Here is a 16,495-nt window from a genome sequence, read left to right as displayed (position 1 = left end):
TAAACGCCTCGTCATCCCCGCGAAGGCGGGGGTGACGAGGTGTAGTGGCAGGAAAGCGCCCCCCTCACGCTTCCGGCGGAAGGAGAAAGTCCATCGTATAGCGCGCGGCCTTCCAGCCCACCGCCGTCCGCACGACATCGAAGTAATAGCGCCCGTGAACCGTCACCCCGCCCCCCGCCTTGTACCGGGCCATTCCCGTCACATAGGCGCGGATCGAAGCCCGATCGCCCGCATAGGCGGTGATTGCGAAGTTGCTCAGGTAATGCGCCTGCGCGGCCATCGCCGCGAACGTATCCTCGAAGAAGCGGCGGATCTCGGCGTGGCCCTCCAGCTTCGCAAACCCGATGCCGGAAAGGTCGAAGACCGCATCCTCCACGAAGAGCGCGAGCAGCCCGTCGACATCGTGGAGACCGTCCAGCCCATGGGCATAGGCCACCAGCAGGTCCTCGATCGCCAGTCGATCCTCGACGGGGCAGGAATTCACCCCAGTACCTTGTCGTTGAGCAGCTCATGGAACCGCTGCACCCGCTTTTCCTGACCCGGCAGGATGCAGCCCTTGAACCCGCGCGAATTGAGGCCCTGTTGCTGGCTGGTGCCGATCGACAGGTCCTGATCCGCCACGAAGCCCACCGAAACGCCGTCGCCATAGACCGAGTGCCGGGCAATGGCATCGTGACGCAGCGGCACGGTGCCGAGCGGCGTTTCCACCTCGCGCATGCCCGCGATCGGAGGATAGAGGCACCAGTGCTGGAATACGCACTTCTCGGGATCGGTCGGGTGCGGTTCGGTGCGCAGGACCTGCAACTGCTCCGGACTCATCGTCAAGGTGAGGTTGGGAAACAGCGTGCAGTGGAAATAGTCCACCAGTTGCTGATCGCTCATCTCCGCGTAGTTGGCGAAGCCCCGCTCCGGCCCCAGCCGCCGCTTGGCCTCGATCACCGCTGCGCGAAGGTCGCCGGTGTGGCCCGCATAATCGGCCGGATCGATGCCCCAGGCCCGCGCGATCTGGTCGAGCGGGGCAGGCACTTCGGTCGTGTGATAATCGACACGGGTGGTGGCCTGATGGCCCTTCATCCACATCGAGTTGTGACCCGAGGGGTACATCTCGAACAGGGTATCCGGCAGACCGTCGTTGATGAAAGTCGCCAGTTCCGGATGGATCGTCGGCAGGTGGTAGCTCTCGTTGAAATTGTCGCGGATGATCTTCCAGTTGAATTCGCAGTCCGCCGAGAGGTTGAGCACCCGCACCCAGTTGTCGATGCCGTAACCGGCCAGGCGTTCCGGGAAGGGCGAGAGCCATTCATGCAGCGGGGCGACGTCGTCGTCCATGCACCAGAACACGAACGGCCCCCAGGTCTCGCAGCGCAATTCCGACAGGTGGACTTTGCCGCAGGGGTTGCCGCCCTCGAAATCGTCCGGGTCCTGCACCTTGATGAGCGTGCCGTCCAGGTCGTAAGTCCAGTTGTGATAGCCGCATGTGATGCGCGGCACGCTGGTCACGTCGGCCAGGATCAGCCGGTTCCCGCGGTGCGGACAGGAATTGTAGAAGGCGCGGATGGAATCGTCCTCCTGCCGCACCATGATGACCGATTCCTTGGCGAAATTGTGCCGGATCACGTCGCCCGGCTCCTCCAGGTCGGCCAGCACCCCGCCCAGGTGCCAGACCTTGGGCCAGAGGTTCTTCATCTCGCCCGCCATCCACTCCTTCGAAATGTAACGATCCGCCGTGATCGGGTCGCCGCGCACCGGCGGATCGAATTCCTGCGAGTAGCGGGAAACCTTGCTCTGGAGGTTCATCGTCTTGCTCCTGCCTGTTGGGCTTGGATATCGCTGGGGTCCGCACCAAGTCGACCGCCGCGCACGACGCCGGGATTGGCGGCAAAGAAATCGAGCGAGCCGGGATCGTCCTTGACCCAATCGGTCACGAGCAGGCGCGAGGTGATGCGCCACTCGCCGTCCCGGCAGGCATATTCGTCGAGGTAACGCCCGGCGATGAACAGGTCCCGCACCCCGCCCGCCTCGTCGGTCACGCCGTGCCAGGCCTGGAAATAGGCCTCGCCGCGCGCGGTATCTCCGGAAATCTCGATTTGATGCTGGCCGAGCAGGTGATGCGTCGCGGCCATCGCGCCGAGGAAATTCTGACAGAAAGCGACGAATTCGTCCGCCGTGCCCTTCATCAGGCCGCAATCGACCACGGCATCGTCGTGGAAGGCCCGGCGCTGGAGCGCGGGATCGAGCCGGTCCAGCCCGCGCATGTAGCGATGCGCGGCCTCGGCGATGTCGCGCCGCGCCGCCAGATCGCGCAGTTCGGCCGCGATATCGAAATCTGTCGCCGCTTGCGGCTCGCCCATGTCCTGCCTCTCCGCCGCCGGTCCTCGAAGACCGGCCTGCTGTTATCGGACTCTTATGGTACGCCCCCGCCCGCGATCTCACCTGCGACTAAGGCTAGGACGCAAGATCCAGACGCCAAAAGCGCCGTTTTCGTAAAAACTTACAGCAAGTGTACGTTGATCGACCGCGCCGCGACGGGCATGAAGGCAGGATTCTGGCAGAGGGGAATGCGATGCGGAAGATTCTCGTGGGCTGTCTGGCTCTGGCGGTTTCCCTAAGTGCGATGCCGGTTGTCGCGAGCGCGCAGGAAACGCCGATCTCCCCCACGGCGCCGAGCGCACAGGGCGATCTCTCCGTCACGATCTACAACAACGACGTCGCCCTCGTGCAGGATGTCCGGCAACTCGATCTGGCCAATGGCCGCGTGCGCCAGAGCTTTCCCGACGTCAGCGCCCGCATCCGGCCCGAAACGGTCTCGCTCACCGTTCCCGATGCCGCCATCGTCGAGCAGAATTTCGATTTCGACCTGCTCAGCCCTTCCAGCCTGATGGAAAAGGCGGTGGGAGAGACGATCACGCTTATCCGCACCAATCCCGCCACCGGCGCGGAGACCCGTGAAAGGGCGAAAGTGCTGGCGGTGAACGGCGGCGTCGTGCTGGATATCGGCGGCCGCATCGAAGTGCTGCGCGACGACGGGTTGCCGGTCCGCGCGGTGTTCGACAGAGTGCCGGAATCGCTGCGCGCGCGCCCAACCCTTTCGGTCACGCTGGCCAGCACCCGCGCGGGCACGCGCCCGGCGACGCTTTCCTACCTCAGCAGCGGCCTCGGCTGGAGCGCGGACTATGTCGCCCTGTTCGACGACAAGAGCGACAAGCTGGACGTGCAGGGCTGGATCACCCTGACCAATACCAGCGGCACGACCTTCACCAATGCCCGCACCGTGCTCGTCGCCGGGGACGTGGGCAGCGCCGACGACGGCAACTCCTACATGCCCAGTCCGCGTCGAGGCACGCGCATGGCGCCGGGCACCGAGACCGCGGGTCGCGAGCAACTTGGCGACTTCTACCTCTACCCCCTCGCCGAACGCACCACGATCGCCGACAAGCAGACCAAGCAGGTCAGTTTCCTCGACGCCAAGGGCGTGGCGGCCAGCACCGGCTATCGCTTCGAGAACGGCTGGCTCGGCAGTTCCGGCGACAGCCGCAGCGCCCAGAGCGTACTGCGTTTCGCCAATTCCGGCGCCGCCGGGCTGGGCGACGCGCTTCCGGCAGGCACCGTGCGCGTCTATATCCGCGACGCGCGCGGCCAGCCGCAGTTCACCGGCGAGAACCGCATCGAGCACACCCCGCAAGGTTCGGGTATCGCCCTGCCGACCGGCGATGCCTTCGATGTGAAAGTGCAGCCCACCGTCGTCGCCCGCACCAAGCTCGGCGACCAGCGCTGGCGTACCCAGATGCGCTACCGCCTGACCAATGCGCGCAGCCGCGCCGTCACCGTCGAACTGGTGCAGGGCGGCCTCGACTGGACCGATACCCGCGTGACCGAGGAAAACCGCAAGAGCGAGCGGCGCGACGCCGGTTCGGCGGTCTGGCAGGTGCCGGTCCCGGCCAATGGAGAGGCGGTCGTCACCGCCACCTTCGACACGCGCTACTGATGCTGCGGCGGCTCTGCCTGACGGCTTTGCTGGCCGCGCTGCTCCCCGGCCCCGTCGGTGCCGCCGGAGACGAGCGTCTCGTCACGTCGCCGTCGCCGGACGAGGTGGCGCTCACCGTCTACCGCGCGCCTTATGGCCGGGGGCCGCTGAACCTGCGCTATCTCGGCGGCTTCGCGATGGTGACGGAGACCCGCAAGATCCGCCTGCCGCACGGCCGCGCCGTGCTGCGCTTCGAAGGCGTGGCGGAGGGGATCATCCCCGTCAGCGCCGTGATCGAGGGCCTGCCCGGCGGCACGATCGAGAAGAACCGCGACGCCCGCCTGCTCTCGCCCGCCTCGCTGGTAGACGGCACGCTGGGCCGTCAGGTCACGGTGACGCGAACCGACAAGGCCACCGGCCGCACAATCAGCGAAGAGGCAACCATCGTCGCCGGGCCGTCGTCAGGCGTCGTTCTCCAGACGAAGACCGGGTTCGAGACCCTGCGCTGCTCCGGCCTGCCCGAGAAGCTCCGCTTCGGGGGCGTACCCGCCAGGCTGTCGAGCAAGCCGGTGCTCAGTGTCGTCACCGAAAGCCCGGCGGCGCGCACCGTCACCGTGCGCCTGAGCTATATCGCCTCCGGCTTCGACTGGCGGGCCAGCTATGTCGCCACGCAGGCTCCCGACGGCCGCTCGCTCGATCTCTTCGCCTGGCTGACCCTGGCCAACGGCAATCCGGAAGTCTTCGCCGAGGCCGAAGTCAATGCCGTGGCCGGACGGCTCAACCGGATCGCCACGCCAGGCATGCGCGCAGCGGTCTCGCAACTTCGCCTGAACTGCTACCCACTGGGGACCACGACTTCGGACCTGCAACGGCACGAGGTCGCTGCCGCTGCCGAGATCCTGCTGACCGGCAATCGGGTCTTGCGCGCGCCACCGCCCATGATGATGGCGATGCCTGCGCCCGCTGCGGCACCGGCGCCCCCTCCCCCACCGCCGGAAGACCTCGGCGATCTCAAGCTCTATCGCGTGCCCGAGCGCGTGACGGTAAACCCGCGCGGCCAGAAACAGGTCGCCCTGCTCGCGAAAACCGCCGTTCCCTTCGAGCGGCGCTATCGGCGCGCGGTCTATCCCGGCCAGCAGCTCGACAATGCACCCAGCGCCGTCGTGCTCGTCCTGCGCAACGAGAGCAAGGCGGGGCTGGGCCTCGCGCTGCCGTCCGGCAGCACCGCGCTCTATGCCGCCGGGCCCGAAGGCGGCAGACAGTTGCTGGGTCTCGGCACCCTCGCCGACCGTGCCGAGGGCGAGACGTTCCGCCTCTCGGCCGGAACCAGCACCCAGGTCCTCGTTTCGCAGCACCCGCTGTCGCAAAAGGAAGCCGCGCTGAGCGTGACCAACGCCAATCCTTTCCCCGCCGCCATCGACGTGCCGATCGGTTCCGCCGGTCAGGAGATCAGGGCGGACGGCGAGGCTCTGCAGCGCGTGGACGGCGTGGCCACCTGGTCCGTGACATTGCCGCCTGGCGGCACTGCCGAACTGCGCTATCGGTTCTGATCCTACGATCCTTCGACAAGCTCAGGATAGACGGCAACCGAAGCCAACAACCCCGCTCAGCTGAGCTTGTCGAAGGCCCCGCGCCAAAGCAGCAGCCTCAGGACTCGCCGAGATGGATTGCCAGCCAGATCGTCGGGTCGGCGGTATAAGTTACCCGGTGCGCGGTCCCTGCCGGAATGAGCAGCGCCTCCCCGGTCCCCAGCCGACGCAGGCCCGCGCCGTCCAGATACAGTTCCGCCTCGCCCGCCAGCACCAGAACCCACTCGTCCCAGTCCTGCACATAAGGCCGGTCCGGCGGCGTCGTGTGGCCATGCGACTCGATCCGCTCGATCCGCACGCCCGGACGAACCAGCAGATCGTCGAAGCGCTCGCCGTCGAGCGGGCCGGCGAGGAGCGGCAGGAGGCTGAGCACATCGGTCATATCCGGCGAGAGGTCTAGCGCGCTCCCCCAAACCTGACAACGCGCGGAACGCGTTGCAGCCATTCCGGATGATCCGCCCTTCGTACCGCGCAATTCCATGTACGCCGTTGATGCGGCGTGATATCGTCGGTTCCTGCCGACCATTCGGCCATGGTGGAGGATCGTCATGAAGGCATTGCTTGCCCTGGCTTCGATCACGCTTCTGTCCGCCTGCGCCGCGACCCACCCGATAGAGCCGCATCTCGCTTCGACCGCCACGGATTTCGCGGATGCGCAGACCGTCACCGTGACATTGTCCAACTTCCGCTTCACACCCCAGGACATCGCGCTCGTCGCCGGAAAACCGGTCGTGCTGGTGCTGGACGATACCGCCACTGGCGGTCACGACTTCACCGCGCCGGAATTCTTCGCCGCCGCCACGATCGCGCCGCAGGACGCCGCCCTTGTGGCCGGAGGACAGATCGCGCTTTCCGGCAAGCAGCAGGTCTCGATCCATCTCGTTCCGGCAGCGGGCGACTACAAGCTGGTCTGCACCCATTTCGGCCATGCCGCACTGGGCATGACCGGCAGCATCAAGGTTCACTGAAACAGGGGGAAACGCACGGCATGACGGTCTCCACGGATGCGATATTGGAGGTGATAGCGGAAGAATCCGGCCTCGATGCAGCCGCCCTGCGCCCGGATGCGACGTTCGAACAACTCGACATCGGCTCGCTCGACGTGGCCAGCACACTGTTCGCCATAGAGGACAAGTTCGGCGTGGCGATCGATCCCGATCAGTTGAACCCCGCCTCGACAATCGCCGAATTCGTGAACCTCGTCCGGCAACTGGCGCCTTCATGAGCCGAAAGGTCGTCCTGACCGGCTTCGGCTGCGTCAGCGGCCTGGGGATCGGCCTTGCGGAAACATGGCGAAGGCTCGCCGCAGGCGAAGGCGCCATCCGCCCGCTGTTGCGCGAGGCGCCGTCCGACCACCCCGCGCGGCGCATCGACGGCCCCGCCGCCTGGGTCGATGCCGAAGCCTGCCGGGCCGCGCTCGCCGCCGAGGACCTGCGGCCGATGGGCCTGCTCGACCCGCTTTCGCTTTATGCGCTGACGGCCGGACTGGAAGCCGTCGAAACCGCCGGTCTGCGCGGCCACGCCTCGCTGGAGCGCCGCACCGCGATCCTCGTCGGCTGCGGCAGCGGCGGCAATGCGACGATCGATCAGGCTTTCGAGCGCCTCTACGCCCGCGAACTGGCGAAAGTGCATCCCCAGACGATCCCCTCCTCGATGATTTCCGCCCCGGCCAGCCATCTCGCCCTGTTGCTCGGCTGCCACGGCCCAACCTTCGTGATCTCCAGCGCCTGCGCCTCCTCCGCCCATGCCTTGGGCGAGGCGATGCACATGATCCGCTCCGGACGGGTGGACGTGGCGCTGGCGGGCGGCAGCGAGGCCTGCCTGACGCTGGGGTCGTGGGTGGCGTGGAACTCGGTGGGGGTCATGGCCGAGGATACCTGCCGCCCCTTCTCGCAGGGACGCAAGGGCATGGTGCTGGGCGAAGGCGCGGCGATGGTCGTGCTGGAAAGCGAGGACCATGCAAGGGCGCGCGGGGCGAAAGTGCTCGGCGAACTGGCGGGCTACGGCAGCAGCAGCGACGCCGCCGACATGACCACCCCCGATCTCCACGGCATCACCGCCGCCATCCGCATGGCCCACGAAGACGCAAGGCTCGCGCCCGAGGAACCGGCGCTGATCTCCACCCACGGCACCGGCACCCGGATCAACGATCCGGTCGAGGCCGCCGCGCTGCACGCGGTCTATGGCCCGGCCTTGTCCGGCCATACGGTGATCGCCACCAAGTCGGCCCACGGCCACCTGATCGGCGCGACCGCCGCCATGGAGTTCGTCATCGGCATGGAAGCCCTTGCGCGCGGCGTGGCGCCGCCGGTGCTGAACCATCTCGGCCCCGATCCGGAATGCGAGCTGCCCCTGGCGCTCAGGCCCGAGCCGATCGACCACCGGGTGCTGGTCTCCAACAGCTTCGCGTTCGGCGGTCTCAACGCCGTGCTCGTGGGCAGGATCGCGCCGTGACCGCAACCGCGCACATCAACGCGATCGGCACGGCAGTACCGCCGCATCAGGTCCACGACGCCTTCGTCGCCTTCGTGCGCGCGTCGCTACAAGACCCCGCCCATGCCCGCCTGTTCGACCGCATGGTGGCGCGCTCGGGGATCGAGCGGCGCTTCTCCTTCATCGAACCGGAAGTGCTGCCGGACGGCCGCATCACCGATCGCGACCGCTTCTACGGGCTGGGCGACTGGCCCTCGACCGCCGCGCGCATGGCCCGCTACGAGCGCGACGCCCCGGCCCTCGCTCTGCAAGCGGTCCGCGCCCTCAGCCCCGACATCGCCGCCGAAGGCGTGACCCACCTCGTCCTCGCCTCCTGCACCGGTTTCGTCGCGCCGGGGCTGGACCAGATTCTGGTGGCCGAGGCCGGACTCGACCCCGGCGTCGAGCGGACCGTCGTCGGCTTCATGGGCTGTTATGCGGCGGTCAATGCCCTGCGCCTTGCCCACCACATGGTCCGCTCCGAACCGGACGCGCGGGTCCTGGTGGTCAATCTCGAACTCTGCACGATCCACTTCCAGCGTACGCAGGATCTGGAGAAGCTGCTGTCGATGCTGCTGTTCGGAGACGGCGCCGCCGCCGCGCTCGTTACCGCCGAGCCGAGGGGCATCGCGCTCACCGATTTCCGCGCCGCCGCCATATCCGGCTCGGGCGAGGCGATCACCTGGCGGATCGGCGACCAGGGCTTCGACATGCACCTGGACGGTCAGGTGCCGAGCCTCATCGCCCAAGCCCTGCGCGCCGAAGCCAGCCGAAACGACGACCGGGGGATCTTTCGCGGCCTGTCTCCGGCGGACTACGATCTCTGGGCGGTCCATGCCGGAGGCCGCACGATCCTCGACGCGGTGGACCGCGCGCTGGACCTGCCCGCCGAGGCACTGCACCCCTCGCGCGAAGTGCTGCGCCGCTTCGGCAACATGTCTTCCGCCACGCTGATGTTCGTGCTGGCGGCGATGATCGAGGAACATGCGGGGATAGAGTGCCGGAACGGCATGGCCATGGCTTTCGGCCCCGGCCTCGCGGCGGAGACCTTCCGCTTCAGGCTGGTCTAGCCGCGATGCCCGACTTCCGCCGCCGCTCCCAAGAACCGGAATGGATGGACGGCGACGCCGTAACCCCGCAGGAATTCGCCGCCTGCATCGAGGATCTCGCGAAAGTGAACACCCTCACGCTGGCGAGACCGCCCACCATGGCCTTTCTGGACCGCGCCTTCGCTGCAACGCCGCCGGAGCGGAGGCTCACCGTGGTCGATGTCGGCTTCGGTGCGGGCGACATGCTCCGCGCGCTCGCCCACCGGGCAAGGAAACGGGGCCGGGCGGTGCGGCTCATCGGCTTCGACATCAATCCCCGCAGCGCCCCTGTCGCCCGCCGCCTCACGCCGCCGGAACTGGAGATCGACTACCGCACCGGCGATGCCTTCGCGATGGCCCCGGACGAGCCGGTCGATCTCGTGGTGAGTTCGCTGGTCACACACCACATGTCCAACGCCGGGATCGTGGACTTCCTGCAATGGATGGAGCGCAGGGCCGCGCTCGGCTGGTTCGTCAACGACCTGCACCGCCATCGCTTCGCCTATCACGGCTTCTCGCTGCTGTCGGCGGCCATGCGCTGGCACCCTTTCGTGCGCCACGACGGCCCGCTTTCAATCGCCCGCGCCTTTCGCCGCGACGACTGGCACGTCCTGCTCGGCCGGGCCGACCTTCTCCGTGCCGCACACGTGCATTGGCGCTTCCCGTTCCGCTACTGTGTGGAGCGGACGAAGTGGTAGAACCGGTGGCGGTACTGGGCGGCGGTCTCGCCGGGGCTTCCGCCGCGCTCCGGCTGGCCCGCACCGGGATCGCCGCCCACCTCTTCGAGCGGCAGGCCGCGGCCCACCACAAGGTCTGCGGCGAATTCCTCTCGGTGGAAGCCCAACGCGATCTTCGCGACATGGCCTTCGAGCCGCTGCGGCTGGGCGCCGTGCCGATCGACCGGGTGCGGATCGTCAACGGGCGGAAAAGCGTGGAATCCCGCCTGCCCTTCACCGCGCTGGGGATCAGCCGGGAAGTGCTGGACGAGGCCCTGCTCGATGCCGCCGCCGCTGCCGGAGCCACGGTCCGGCGCGGCTTGCGGGTCACTGGCATCGAGGATCATGGCATCCGGACCGGCGAAGGCCTTTTCCAGACGGAAACGGTGTTCCTCGCCACCGGCAAGCACGACTTGCGAGGCGCCGCCCGGCCGGATGCCAGGGAGCGGGGCGGACATCTCTGCTTCAAGATGCACTGGCGCATCTCGGCGGGCCAGGACGAGGAACTCGGTTCCGCCGTAGAACTCGTGCTGTTCGACGGCGGCTATCTCGGCATCCAGCGCGTGGCGGCACGGGTCATGAACTTCTGCGTGCTGGTGCGGCGCGAGCGCTTCTGCGGGTCCTGGACCGGCTTGCTGGAAAACCTCGCGCGCGACGATCACGTCGCGCGGCGGCTGGACGGCGCCCGCGAATTGCTGGACCGCCCGGCCTCCATTGCGGGCCTGCCCTATGGCTACGTCCATCGCCCGAGGGACGATCGCAAGAACCTGTTCCGCCTCGGCGACCAGGCCGCGCTTACCGCGCCGCTCACCGGGGACGGCATGGCCATAGCCCTGCGCAGCGCGGCGCTGGCGGTCGATTGCTTCCGTTCGGGCCTCGCACCAGCCGACTATACCCGCCTGCTCCACCGCGCAATCAGTGGGCAAGTGCGCAAGGCCATGCTGCTCCATCACGGCACCGGTCTGCCGGTGCTGCCGCTGGCGCTTGGACTGCTCGGGTTGTGGCCGTCGCTGCTGGGCCGTCTGGCGGCGGCCACGCGGCTGCCCCGAACCGAAGAACCAGCCTGACCGAAGTGGCAGGTCCGGCCGCAACGCGCGTTTGCTAGGCTTGCTGGCCAAGGGCTTGTACATGTCTGTAGACATGCAACCCGCAAGGCATGGAGAAGGAACACCGATGGCGAACGTGGCAATCACCGGAGCAGGACGCGGTATCGCGCTCGAACTCGTCAAGCTGCATTTGGCCAAGAGAGACCGCGTCTTCGCGCTCCTGCGCAACCCGGAGAGTGCCGGGGCGCTGAAGGCCATCGCCGACGGCTCGGACGGGCTGGTGACGCTCCACGCCATGGACGTCGCCGACGATGCCTCGGTCAAGGCGGGCGCGGCGGACACCGGCACGGCCGCGATCGATGTGCTCTACAATGTCGCGGGCGTTTCCGGCAACACGGCTTCGGAACTGGAAAGCGCCGACTTCGCGGACTGGCTCGATGTGTTCAACATCAACGTCAACGGCCCGATGCGCGTGTTCCAGGCCTTCCTGCCGCGCCTGAGGTCCGGCGCGAAAGTCGTCAGCTTCGGCAGCCAGGTGGGGGCCTCGACATGGCCTTATCCGGGCTATGAAGTCTATTCGGCTTCGAAGGCGGCCCTGCACCGGCTCATGCTTTCCGTCGCGCTCGGCACGAAGGACCGGGGCATCATCGCGATCAGCGTGCATCCGGGCTGGGTCCAGACCGACATGGGCGGCGCTCAGGCCGATCTCACCCCGCAGGAAAGCGCCGCAGGCATCGCTGCTCTGACAGACGGGCTGACTCCGGACATGTCGGGCGGGTTCTACAAGTGGAACGGCGAGCCCCACGTCTGGTAGGGTAAGCCTAGGCGAGCCTTTCCAGCCAGCCGCGCGTGGCATCCAGCACCGCCTTGGCGCGTAACACCGGATGGGCGAATGCCTCGCGCAGCGCGGCGGAGCGCAGTTCGATGGACAGCGGCACGTCGCGCGGCAGCGCTTCCAGCAAGGCAGCCAGGGGCAGCGCTCCCTCTCCGCACTGCTCGCGCAAGTCCACCGCATCGGCGATCACGGCGGCGAAGTCGGCGGGGTCCGGTCGCTCCGCGCGCGCATCGCAGAACTGGGCGTAAGGCAGCAATGCGGGGTCGATGGCGGCGATCTCCGCCAGGCGCGTACCCGAGCGGTCGACATGGATCGGATCGACCAGCACTGCCGCCAGCGGATGATCCACCTGTCCGATCACCCCCAGCGCCTGCCCCAGGTTCTTCACCTCGGTGAAAATACCGAATTCCAGCGCCACGCGCATGCCCGAACCCTCGGCATGGCGGCAGAGCGCGGCGAACTTCGCCGCCGTAGCGCCATGATCGGGGTCGGAGGAGACGCACAGGACATTTCCCGCGCCGAGGTCCGCCCCCACGTCGATCACCTTGCGGTGGTCGTCGAACGCGGAATCGGGCTTGATCCACACCACTTCCACATCGAGCACGGGTATCCCGGTGCGCACCAGCGCCGCGCGGGTATCGCGGGTGTGCTGCGCGGTCCATTCCGCCGGGTCGATCCAGAGGCCGACCGCGTCGAAACCCGTCGCCGCCCCGGCCTCCACCACATCCACCGCGCCGAACTCGGGCAGCACGCCCGAGGCGAGCGAAAGTCTGTGCGCCATGGTCCGCCCTACATCTGCGGTTCGGGGAGCGAGGCGTCGTCCTGCAAGTACCAGTTCAGCCATTCGTGGAAGTACTGGTTGCCCCTTTCGTTGCGACCGAAGGTTAGCTCGTCATGCGCCCCGGATTCGAGGCCTTTCTGGATCTCCAGCCCGATGACGTAATCCTCCTGATAGGTCACGTCGCGGAAAAAGTTCATCGCCGCTTCCGCCTTCTCGCGGTCTGCCTCGTCGCGGACGGGATCGCGGCGCAGGTAGTTCAGCACGGTACGGTTGCGGTCGGGCGTGGGTCCCGGGAACAACTGGGCGACCTGGGTGATTTCCGGCGCGATGAAGATCGAGACGTTGGGGAAGAAGATGCGCACGAAATCGTAGCCGTAATTCTCCTGAAGCCCCCATTTCTCGCGCGGCACGTCCTTCAACTGCTCGGCGATCGAGTGCTGCGGAAAACCGATGCGGATGTTCGGGCCGAACCCCTCGTAATGCGTGCAGTTGGACGGCGTGCGCGGGAAGATCGTCTCCGGATGGAGCGACTGGAAGTGATAGCCTTCGAGATAGCCGTCGAAGGCGATCTTCCAGTTCGCGCCCTCGATCGTGCGGTTGCCCAGATAGGTCCAGTCTGCGAAGTCCAGCGCCTCGAAATCCTCCAGAAACCCGCGAAAATGATGGTCGAGATCGATCGGCGCATTGGGCGTCAGGCAGACGAAGATCATCCCCGCACGCTCCTCGCAGGGAAGCTGGCGCAAGCCCATCTCGGCTTTGTCCACTTGTCCGAACGTGCTCGCCTCCGAAATACCCAGCAGGCGGCCATCCGTCGCATACGTCCAGGCGTGGTATTTACAGGTGAAACGGGAGCAATTGCCATGCCCCTCGGCCGCAACCGGCGCGCCGCGATGCGAGCAGACATTGAGGAAGGCACGGGCCTGCCCCTGCTTGTCGCGCGTAATCAGCACGGGAAGGCCCACGGCCTCCATCGCCTTGTAATCGCCAGGGTTCGGCATTTCCGCGGTGAAGGCCAGCATCAGCGGCACGCGCTTGAACACCAGCTCCATCTCGGCATTGAACTGGTCCCTGTCGGTATAGCTTGCGGTAGGGACCTTGAACGTCCGCTCGGTCTGGAAAGTCTTCCTGTTCTCGACGTAGTCGAGCATGATCTCGGCGACGTCGCCCATGTGCTGCACGCGGTCCACTCGGTCCTCTCCCGCATCGTTATCGCCTGCGATCCTGTGCCCGTGGACCGATGGCGGCAACCTGCGCAAGGTGATAGGTGCATACCGTGGCTTGGCACTTTGGCCAGTTGGCCGCGACCTTCGGCAAGGGCAGTCATCGGCGATGATGGAGAGGAACGATCCCCCCTGGGCGTGGCTGAAAACGCCGCCACCGCACCTTGCCGCCTATGCCGGAACCGGCCTGTGGGACGAGCGAACGATCGCGCAGCAGGCACAGGCGCTGGCCGAAGCCGGTCCCGATTTCGTGGCGCTGATCGACGGCGAAGTCACCATGACCCGCGCCGGGGCGCTGGCCGAAGCCGAAGCGCTTTCGGCCGCGCTCCACGCGCGCGGGCTGCGGCCCGGCGACGTGCTGGCCTTTCAGGTGCCCAACTGGCGGGAGGCGATGGTCATCAATCTGGCCGCCGCGATGTCCGGGCTGGTGGTCAATCCCATCGTGCCGATCTACCGCGACCGGGAAGTGGCGCAGATGCTGGCCGATTGCCGCGCCGCCGCGCTGTTCGTGCCTGCCACTTTCCGCAAGTTCGACTATGCCGCGATGGCCGCACGGATCGCTGCCGACCTGCCCGACTTGCGGCATGTCTTCACCGTTCGCGGAAACGGTGACGACGATTACGCCGCGCTGGTCGCGGAAGGACGCGGCCGTCCTTTCGCCCGCCCCGCCGTCGATCCGCTGGGCGTGAAGATGGTGCTCTACACCTCGGGCACGACCGGCAGGCCCAAGGGCGTGCTGCACAGCCATGTCTCCATCGCCCGCATCCTGCGCGAAAGTGCCGCGCACTGGGGCCTCGCGCCAGGGGAGGCGACGCTGATGCCCTCGCCCGTCACCCACGTCTCGGGCTATGCCAACGGTCTGGAGGCGCCCTTCGTCTGCGGCACCCGCACCGTGCTGATGGAAAGCTGGAACGCCGCCGAGGCGCTTGCTTTGATCGACCGGCACGCGCTGGTCGGCACGGTCGCCGCCACGCCCTTTCTGGTGGAATTGGCGGCAGCGGCACGCGCGGCGGGCAATCCACTGCCCACGTTCCGCTTCTTCGCCTGCGGCGGCGCGGCGGTGCCGGCGGACCTGATCCCCGCCGCCAATGCCGCCTTCGCCCATTGCCGCGCCTTCCGCGTCTTCGGCGCATCCGAGGTGCCGCTGGTGACTTTCGGCTGGCCCCGCGACGAGGCGCTTGCCGCCGAGACCGACGGCAAAGTGGTCGATTACAATGTCCGGATCGTCGACGGCGAGGACCGCGACCTGCCCCAAGGCGGGGAAGGCGAGATTCTCGCGCGCGGGCCGGGCATGTTGCTGGGCTATGCCGATGAAGCGCAAACGCGCGAGGCGATCACGGCGGACGGCTTCTTCCGTACCGGAGACCTTGGCGTACGCTCGGCCGAAGGGGCCATCACCGTGACCGGCCGCAAGAAGGACCTCATCATCCGGGGCGGCGAGAACATCTCCGCCAAGGAGATCGAGGACGTGCTCCACGGCCATCCGCTGGTGCGGGAGGCAGCCGTGGTCGCCATGCCCCATGCGCGATTGGGCGAAGGCGTCTGCGCCTATGTGATCGCGGTCGAGGCGGTGTCAGGCGAAGACCTCGCCGCCCATGTCGCCGCAAGCGGACTGGCCAGGCAGAAAGTCCCGGAACGTTTCGAGTTCCGGGAGGACTTCCCCCGCACCGCCTCCGGCAAAGTCCGCAAGGACCTGCTGCGCGAGGATGTGCGGGCCTTGCTGGTTCCGTGAAAATCCGGAAAGGGCGTCCATAGCAATAACGTCATCCCAGCGAAAGCTGGGACCGCTGGCCGCGAGCAGCCACCTTTCGGCAGGGCGTCGATACCGCGCGCACGCACCTGAAGTTTTGCCGGCGATCCCGGATCAAGTCCGGGATGAGGATGCAACCGCCGCGTCGATCTCGCTCTTCATCGGATTGCGCCGCAAGGTCAGGCCGCCGTTCACTTGCAGGTTCTCGCCGGTCATGAAGCATTCGTCGCTGGCCAGCCAGACGGCGGCGGCGGCGATATCGTCCGAGGTGCCGATCCGGCCCAGCGGGTAGCCCGCCAGGAACGCGTCGAACAACCCCGGCACCTGCTTCGCATCGGCCGTCATCGGCGTATCGGTCAGTCCTGGGGAGATCGAGTTCGCCCGTACCCCCTCGCACCCGAATTCATTCGCCACGCAGCGGATCACATGGTCCGTTCCCGCCTTGGTGCCCATGTAGGCGGCGTGATCGTCCAGCATGATCGTTGCCGTGGCCGAACTGATCTGGATGATCGAGCCGCCCTGCCCGCCCCCGCTTCGCGCCATGCGGCGCAGCATCGCCTGGAAGAAGTGAAACGGGCCGACGTACTGCAGCATCGTCATCGCCATCACGTCCTCGTGCGTGGTGTCGAGGAACGGTTTCAGCAGTCCCCACCCGGTGGCATTGAGAGCGATGTCGATGCCGCCCAGTTTCGCCGCGCCCGCTTCGGCCAGAGCCTCTACGCTGCCTTCGTCGGTAAGGTCGCAAGGCGCCCATTCGCAGCCCTCTTGCGCGGCGAAGTCGGCCAGAACCGCCTCCTTGCGCCCCGATACCAGCACGCGCGCGCCTTCGGCCAGAAAGCGCCGGGCGATGTGCTGGCCCATGTTGTCCGCGCTGCTGGCGCCCAGAATCACGGCGCGCTTGCCTTGCAGTCGTCCCATCATCTTCTCCCGTCTTTATCAGCCCCGGTTTATCTCCTGGGCCTACCACGCGGACGGATGCGCCGTTCCTGACCAAAATAGGAGTGGCCCCCAACCCGCCAAGCGGCGACAACCCA

Annotated in this window: 17 protein-coding genes; 10 read left to right on the top strand and 7 right to left on the bottom strand. The window is 67.2% G+C overall.

The window, feature by feature from the left end; genetic code table 11:
• Positions 1–64: 64 nt before the first annotated feature.
• Genes AC4D6D_RS19345 through AC4D6D_RS19335 form a run of 3 tightly spaced genes read right to left on the bottom strand, consistent with a single transcriptional unit; the run spans position 65 to position 2,351 of the window.
• The gene (locus tag AC4D6D_RS19345; protein ID WP_491328649.1) at positions 65–484 is read right to left on the bottom strand and encodes a nuclear transport factor 2 family protein; all 420 of its coding nucleotides are present in this window, start codon (positions 482–484) and stop codon (positions 65–67) included.
• On the bottom strand, positions 481–1,797 hold the full coding sequence (locus AC4D6D_RS19340; RefSeq protein ID WP_465143872.1) for an aromatic ring-hydroxylating oxygenase subunit alpha: 1,317 nt from the start codon (positions 1,795–1,797) through the stop codon (positions 481–483). Before AC4D6D_RS19340 ends, AC4D6D_RS19345 begins: the two co-directional genes overlap by 4 nt.
• Positions 1,794–2,351: a nuclear transport factor 2 family protein gene (locus AC4D6D_RS19335; RefSeq protein ID WP_491328648.1), complete on the bottom strand. Its 558-nt coding sequence runs from the start codon at positions 2,349–2,351 to the stop codon at positions 1,794–1,796. The genes AC4D6D_RS19340 and AC4D6D_RS19335 overlap by 4 nt, the downstream gene beginning before the upstream one ends.
• Positions 2,352–2,563: 212 nt before the next feature.
• Here AC4D6D_RS19335 and AC4D6D_RS19330 point away from each other — a divergent pair, with 212 nt between their 5' ends.
• A complete protein-coding gene (locus AC4D6D_RS19330; protein WP_491328647.1) occupies positions 2,564–3,985 on the top strand; it encodes a DUF4139 domain-containing protein in 1,422 nt (473 codons plus the stop codon).
• Positions 3,985–5,514, top strand: coding sequence for a DUF4139 domain-containing protein (locus AC4D6D_RS19325; RefSeq protein WP_491328646.1), 1,530 nt, complete (start codon positions 3,985–3,987; stop codon positions 5,512–5,514). Before AC4D6D_RS19330 ends, AC4D6D_RS19325 begins: the two co-directional genes overlap by 1 nt.
• A 97-nt stretch (positions 5,515–5,611) precedes the next feature.
• Here the strand turns inward: AC4D6D_RS19325 and AC4D6D_RS19320 are convergent, their stop codons facing one another.
• Positions 5,612–5,998: a cupin domain-containing protein gene (locus AC4D6D_RS19320; protein WP_491328645.1), complete on the bottom strand. Its 387-nt coding sequence runs from the start codon at positions 5,996–5,998 to the stop codon at positions 5,612–5,614.
• A 103-nt stretch (positions 5,999–6,101) separates the two neighbouring features.
• Here AC4D6D_RS19320 and AC4D6D_RS19315 point away from each other — a divergent pair, with 103 nt between their 5' ends.
• The 7 genes from AC4D6D_RS19315 to AC4D6D_RS19285 all read left to right on the top strand — a co-directional run bounded on the left by AC4D6D_RS19315 (position 6,102) and on the right by AC4D6D_RS19285 (position 11,689).
• Positions 6,102–6,521, top strand: a complete 420-nt coding sequence (locus AC4D6D_RS19315; RefSeq protein ID WP_491328644.1) for a cupredoxin domain-containing protein — start codon at positions 6,102–6,104, stop codon at positions 6,519–6,521.
• Positions 6,522–6,541: 20 nt separating this feature from the next.
• Entirely contained in the window at positions 6,542–6,778 is a 237-nt protein-coding gene (locus tag AC4D6D_RS19310; RefSeq protein ID WP_491328643.1) for an acyl carrier protein, read from the top strand.
• The gene (locus AC4D6D_RS19305) at positions 6,775–8,007 is read left to right on the top strand and encodes a beta-ketoacyl-[acyl-carrier-protein] synthase family protein (protein ID WP_491328642.1); all 1,233 of its coding nucleotides are present in this window, start codon (positions 6,775–6,777) and stop codon (positions 8,005–8,007) included. Before AC4D6D_RS19310 ends, AC4D6D_RS19305 begins: the two co-directional genes overlap by 4 nt.
• Positions 8,004–9,095: a type III polyketide synthase gene (locus AC4D6D_RS19300; RefSeq protein WP_491328641.1), complete on the top strand. Its 1,092-nt coding sequence runs from the start codon at positions 8,004–8,006 to the stop codon at positions 9,093–9,095. The genes AC4D6D_RS19305 and AC4D6D_RS19300 overlap by 4 nt, the downstream gene beginning before the upstream one ends.
• Positions 9,096–9,100: 5 nt before the next feature.
• Positions 9,101–9,811, top strand: coding sequence for a methyltransferase domain-containing protein (locus tag AC4D6D_RS19295; protein WP_491328640.1), 711 nt, complete (start codon positions 9,101–9,103; stop codon positions 9,809–9,811).
• Positions 9,805–10,896, top strand: a complete 1,092-nt coding sequence (locus AC4D6D_RS19290) for an NAD(P)/FAD-dependent oxidoreductase (protein WP_491328639.1) — start codon at positions 9,805–9,807, stop codon at positions 10,894–10,896. Before AC4D6D_RS19295 ends, AC4D6D_RS19290 begins: the two co-directional genes overlap by 7 nt.
• A gap of 106 nt (positions 10,897–11,002) precedes the next feature.
• Complete coding sequence (locus AC4D6D_RS19285) at positions 11,003–11,689, top strand: SDR family oxidoreductase (protein WP_491328638.1); 687 nt, start codon at positions 11,003–11,005, stop codon at positions 11,687–11,689.
• Positions 11,690–11,696: 7 nt separating this feature from the next.
• Here AC4D6D_RS19285 and AC4D6D_RS19280 read toward each other — a convergent pair whose 3' ends face one another.
• Together AC4D6D_RS19280 and AC4D6D_RS19275 are read right to left on the bottom strand one after the other, a co-directional pair.
• On the bottom strand, positions 11,697–12,491 hold the full coding sequence (locus AC4D6D_RS19280) for a sugar phosphate isomerase/epimerase family protein (RefSeq protein ID WP_491328637.1): 795 nt from the start codon (positions 12,489–12,491) through the stop codon (positions 11,697–11,699).
• A gap of 8 nt (positions 12,492–12,499) precedes the next feature.
• A complete protein-coding gene (locus AC4D6D_RS19275; protein ID WP_491328774.1) occupies positions 12,500–13,660 on the bottom strand; it encodes an aromatic ring-hydroxylating oxygenase subunit alpha in 1,161 nt (386 codons plus the stop codon).
• A gap of 160 nt (positions 13,661–13,820) precedes the next feature.
• Between AC4D6D_RS19275 and AC4D6D_RS19270 the strand changes: the two genes are divergently transcribed.
• Positions 13,821–15,443, top strand: coding sequence for an AMP-binding protein (locus AC4D6D_RS19270; RefSeq protein ID WP_491328636.1), 1,623 nt, complete (start codon positions 13,821–13,823; stop codon positions 15,441–15,443).
• Positions 15,444–15,575: 132 nt separating this feature from the next.
• On the opposite strand, the gene AC4D6D_RS19265 is transcribed toward AC4D6D_RS19270, so the two are convergent.
• Entirely contained in the window at positions 15,576–16,379 is an 804-nt protein-coding gene (locus AC4D6D_RS19265; RefSeq protein ID WP_491328773.1) for an SDR family oxidoreductase, read from the bottom strand.
• Positions 16,380–16,495 lie beyond the last annotated feature (116 nt).

It is taken from the genome of Novosphingobium sp. BF6 (assembly GCF_058273105.1).
The sequence above is the reverse complement of the archived record's forward strand: the minus strand, read 5'-3'. Positions and strand labels throughout refer to the sequence as shown.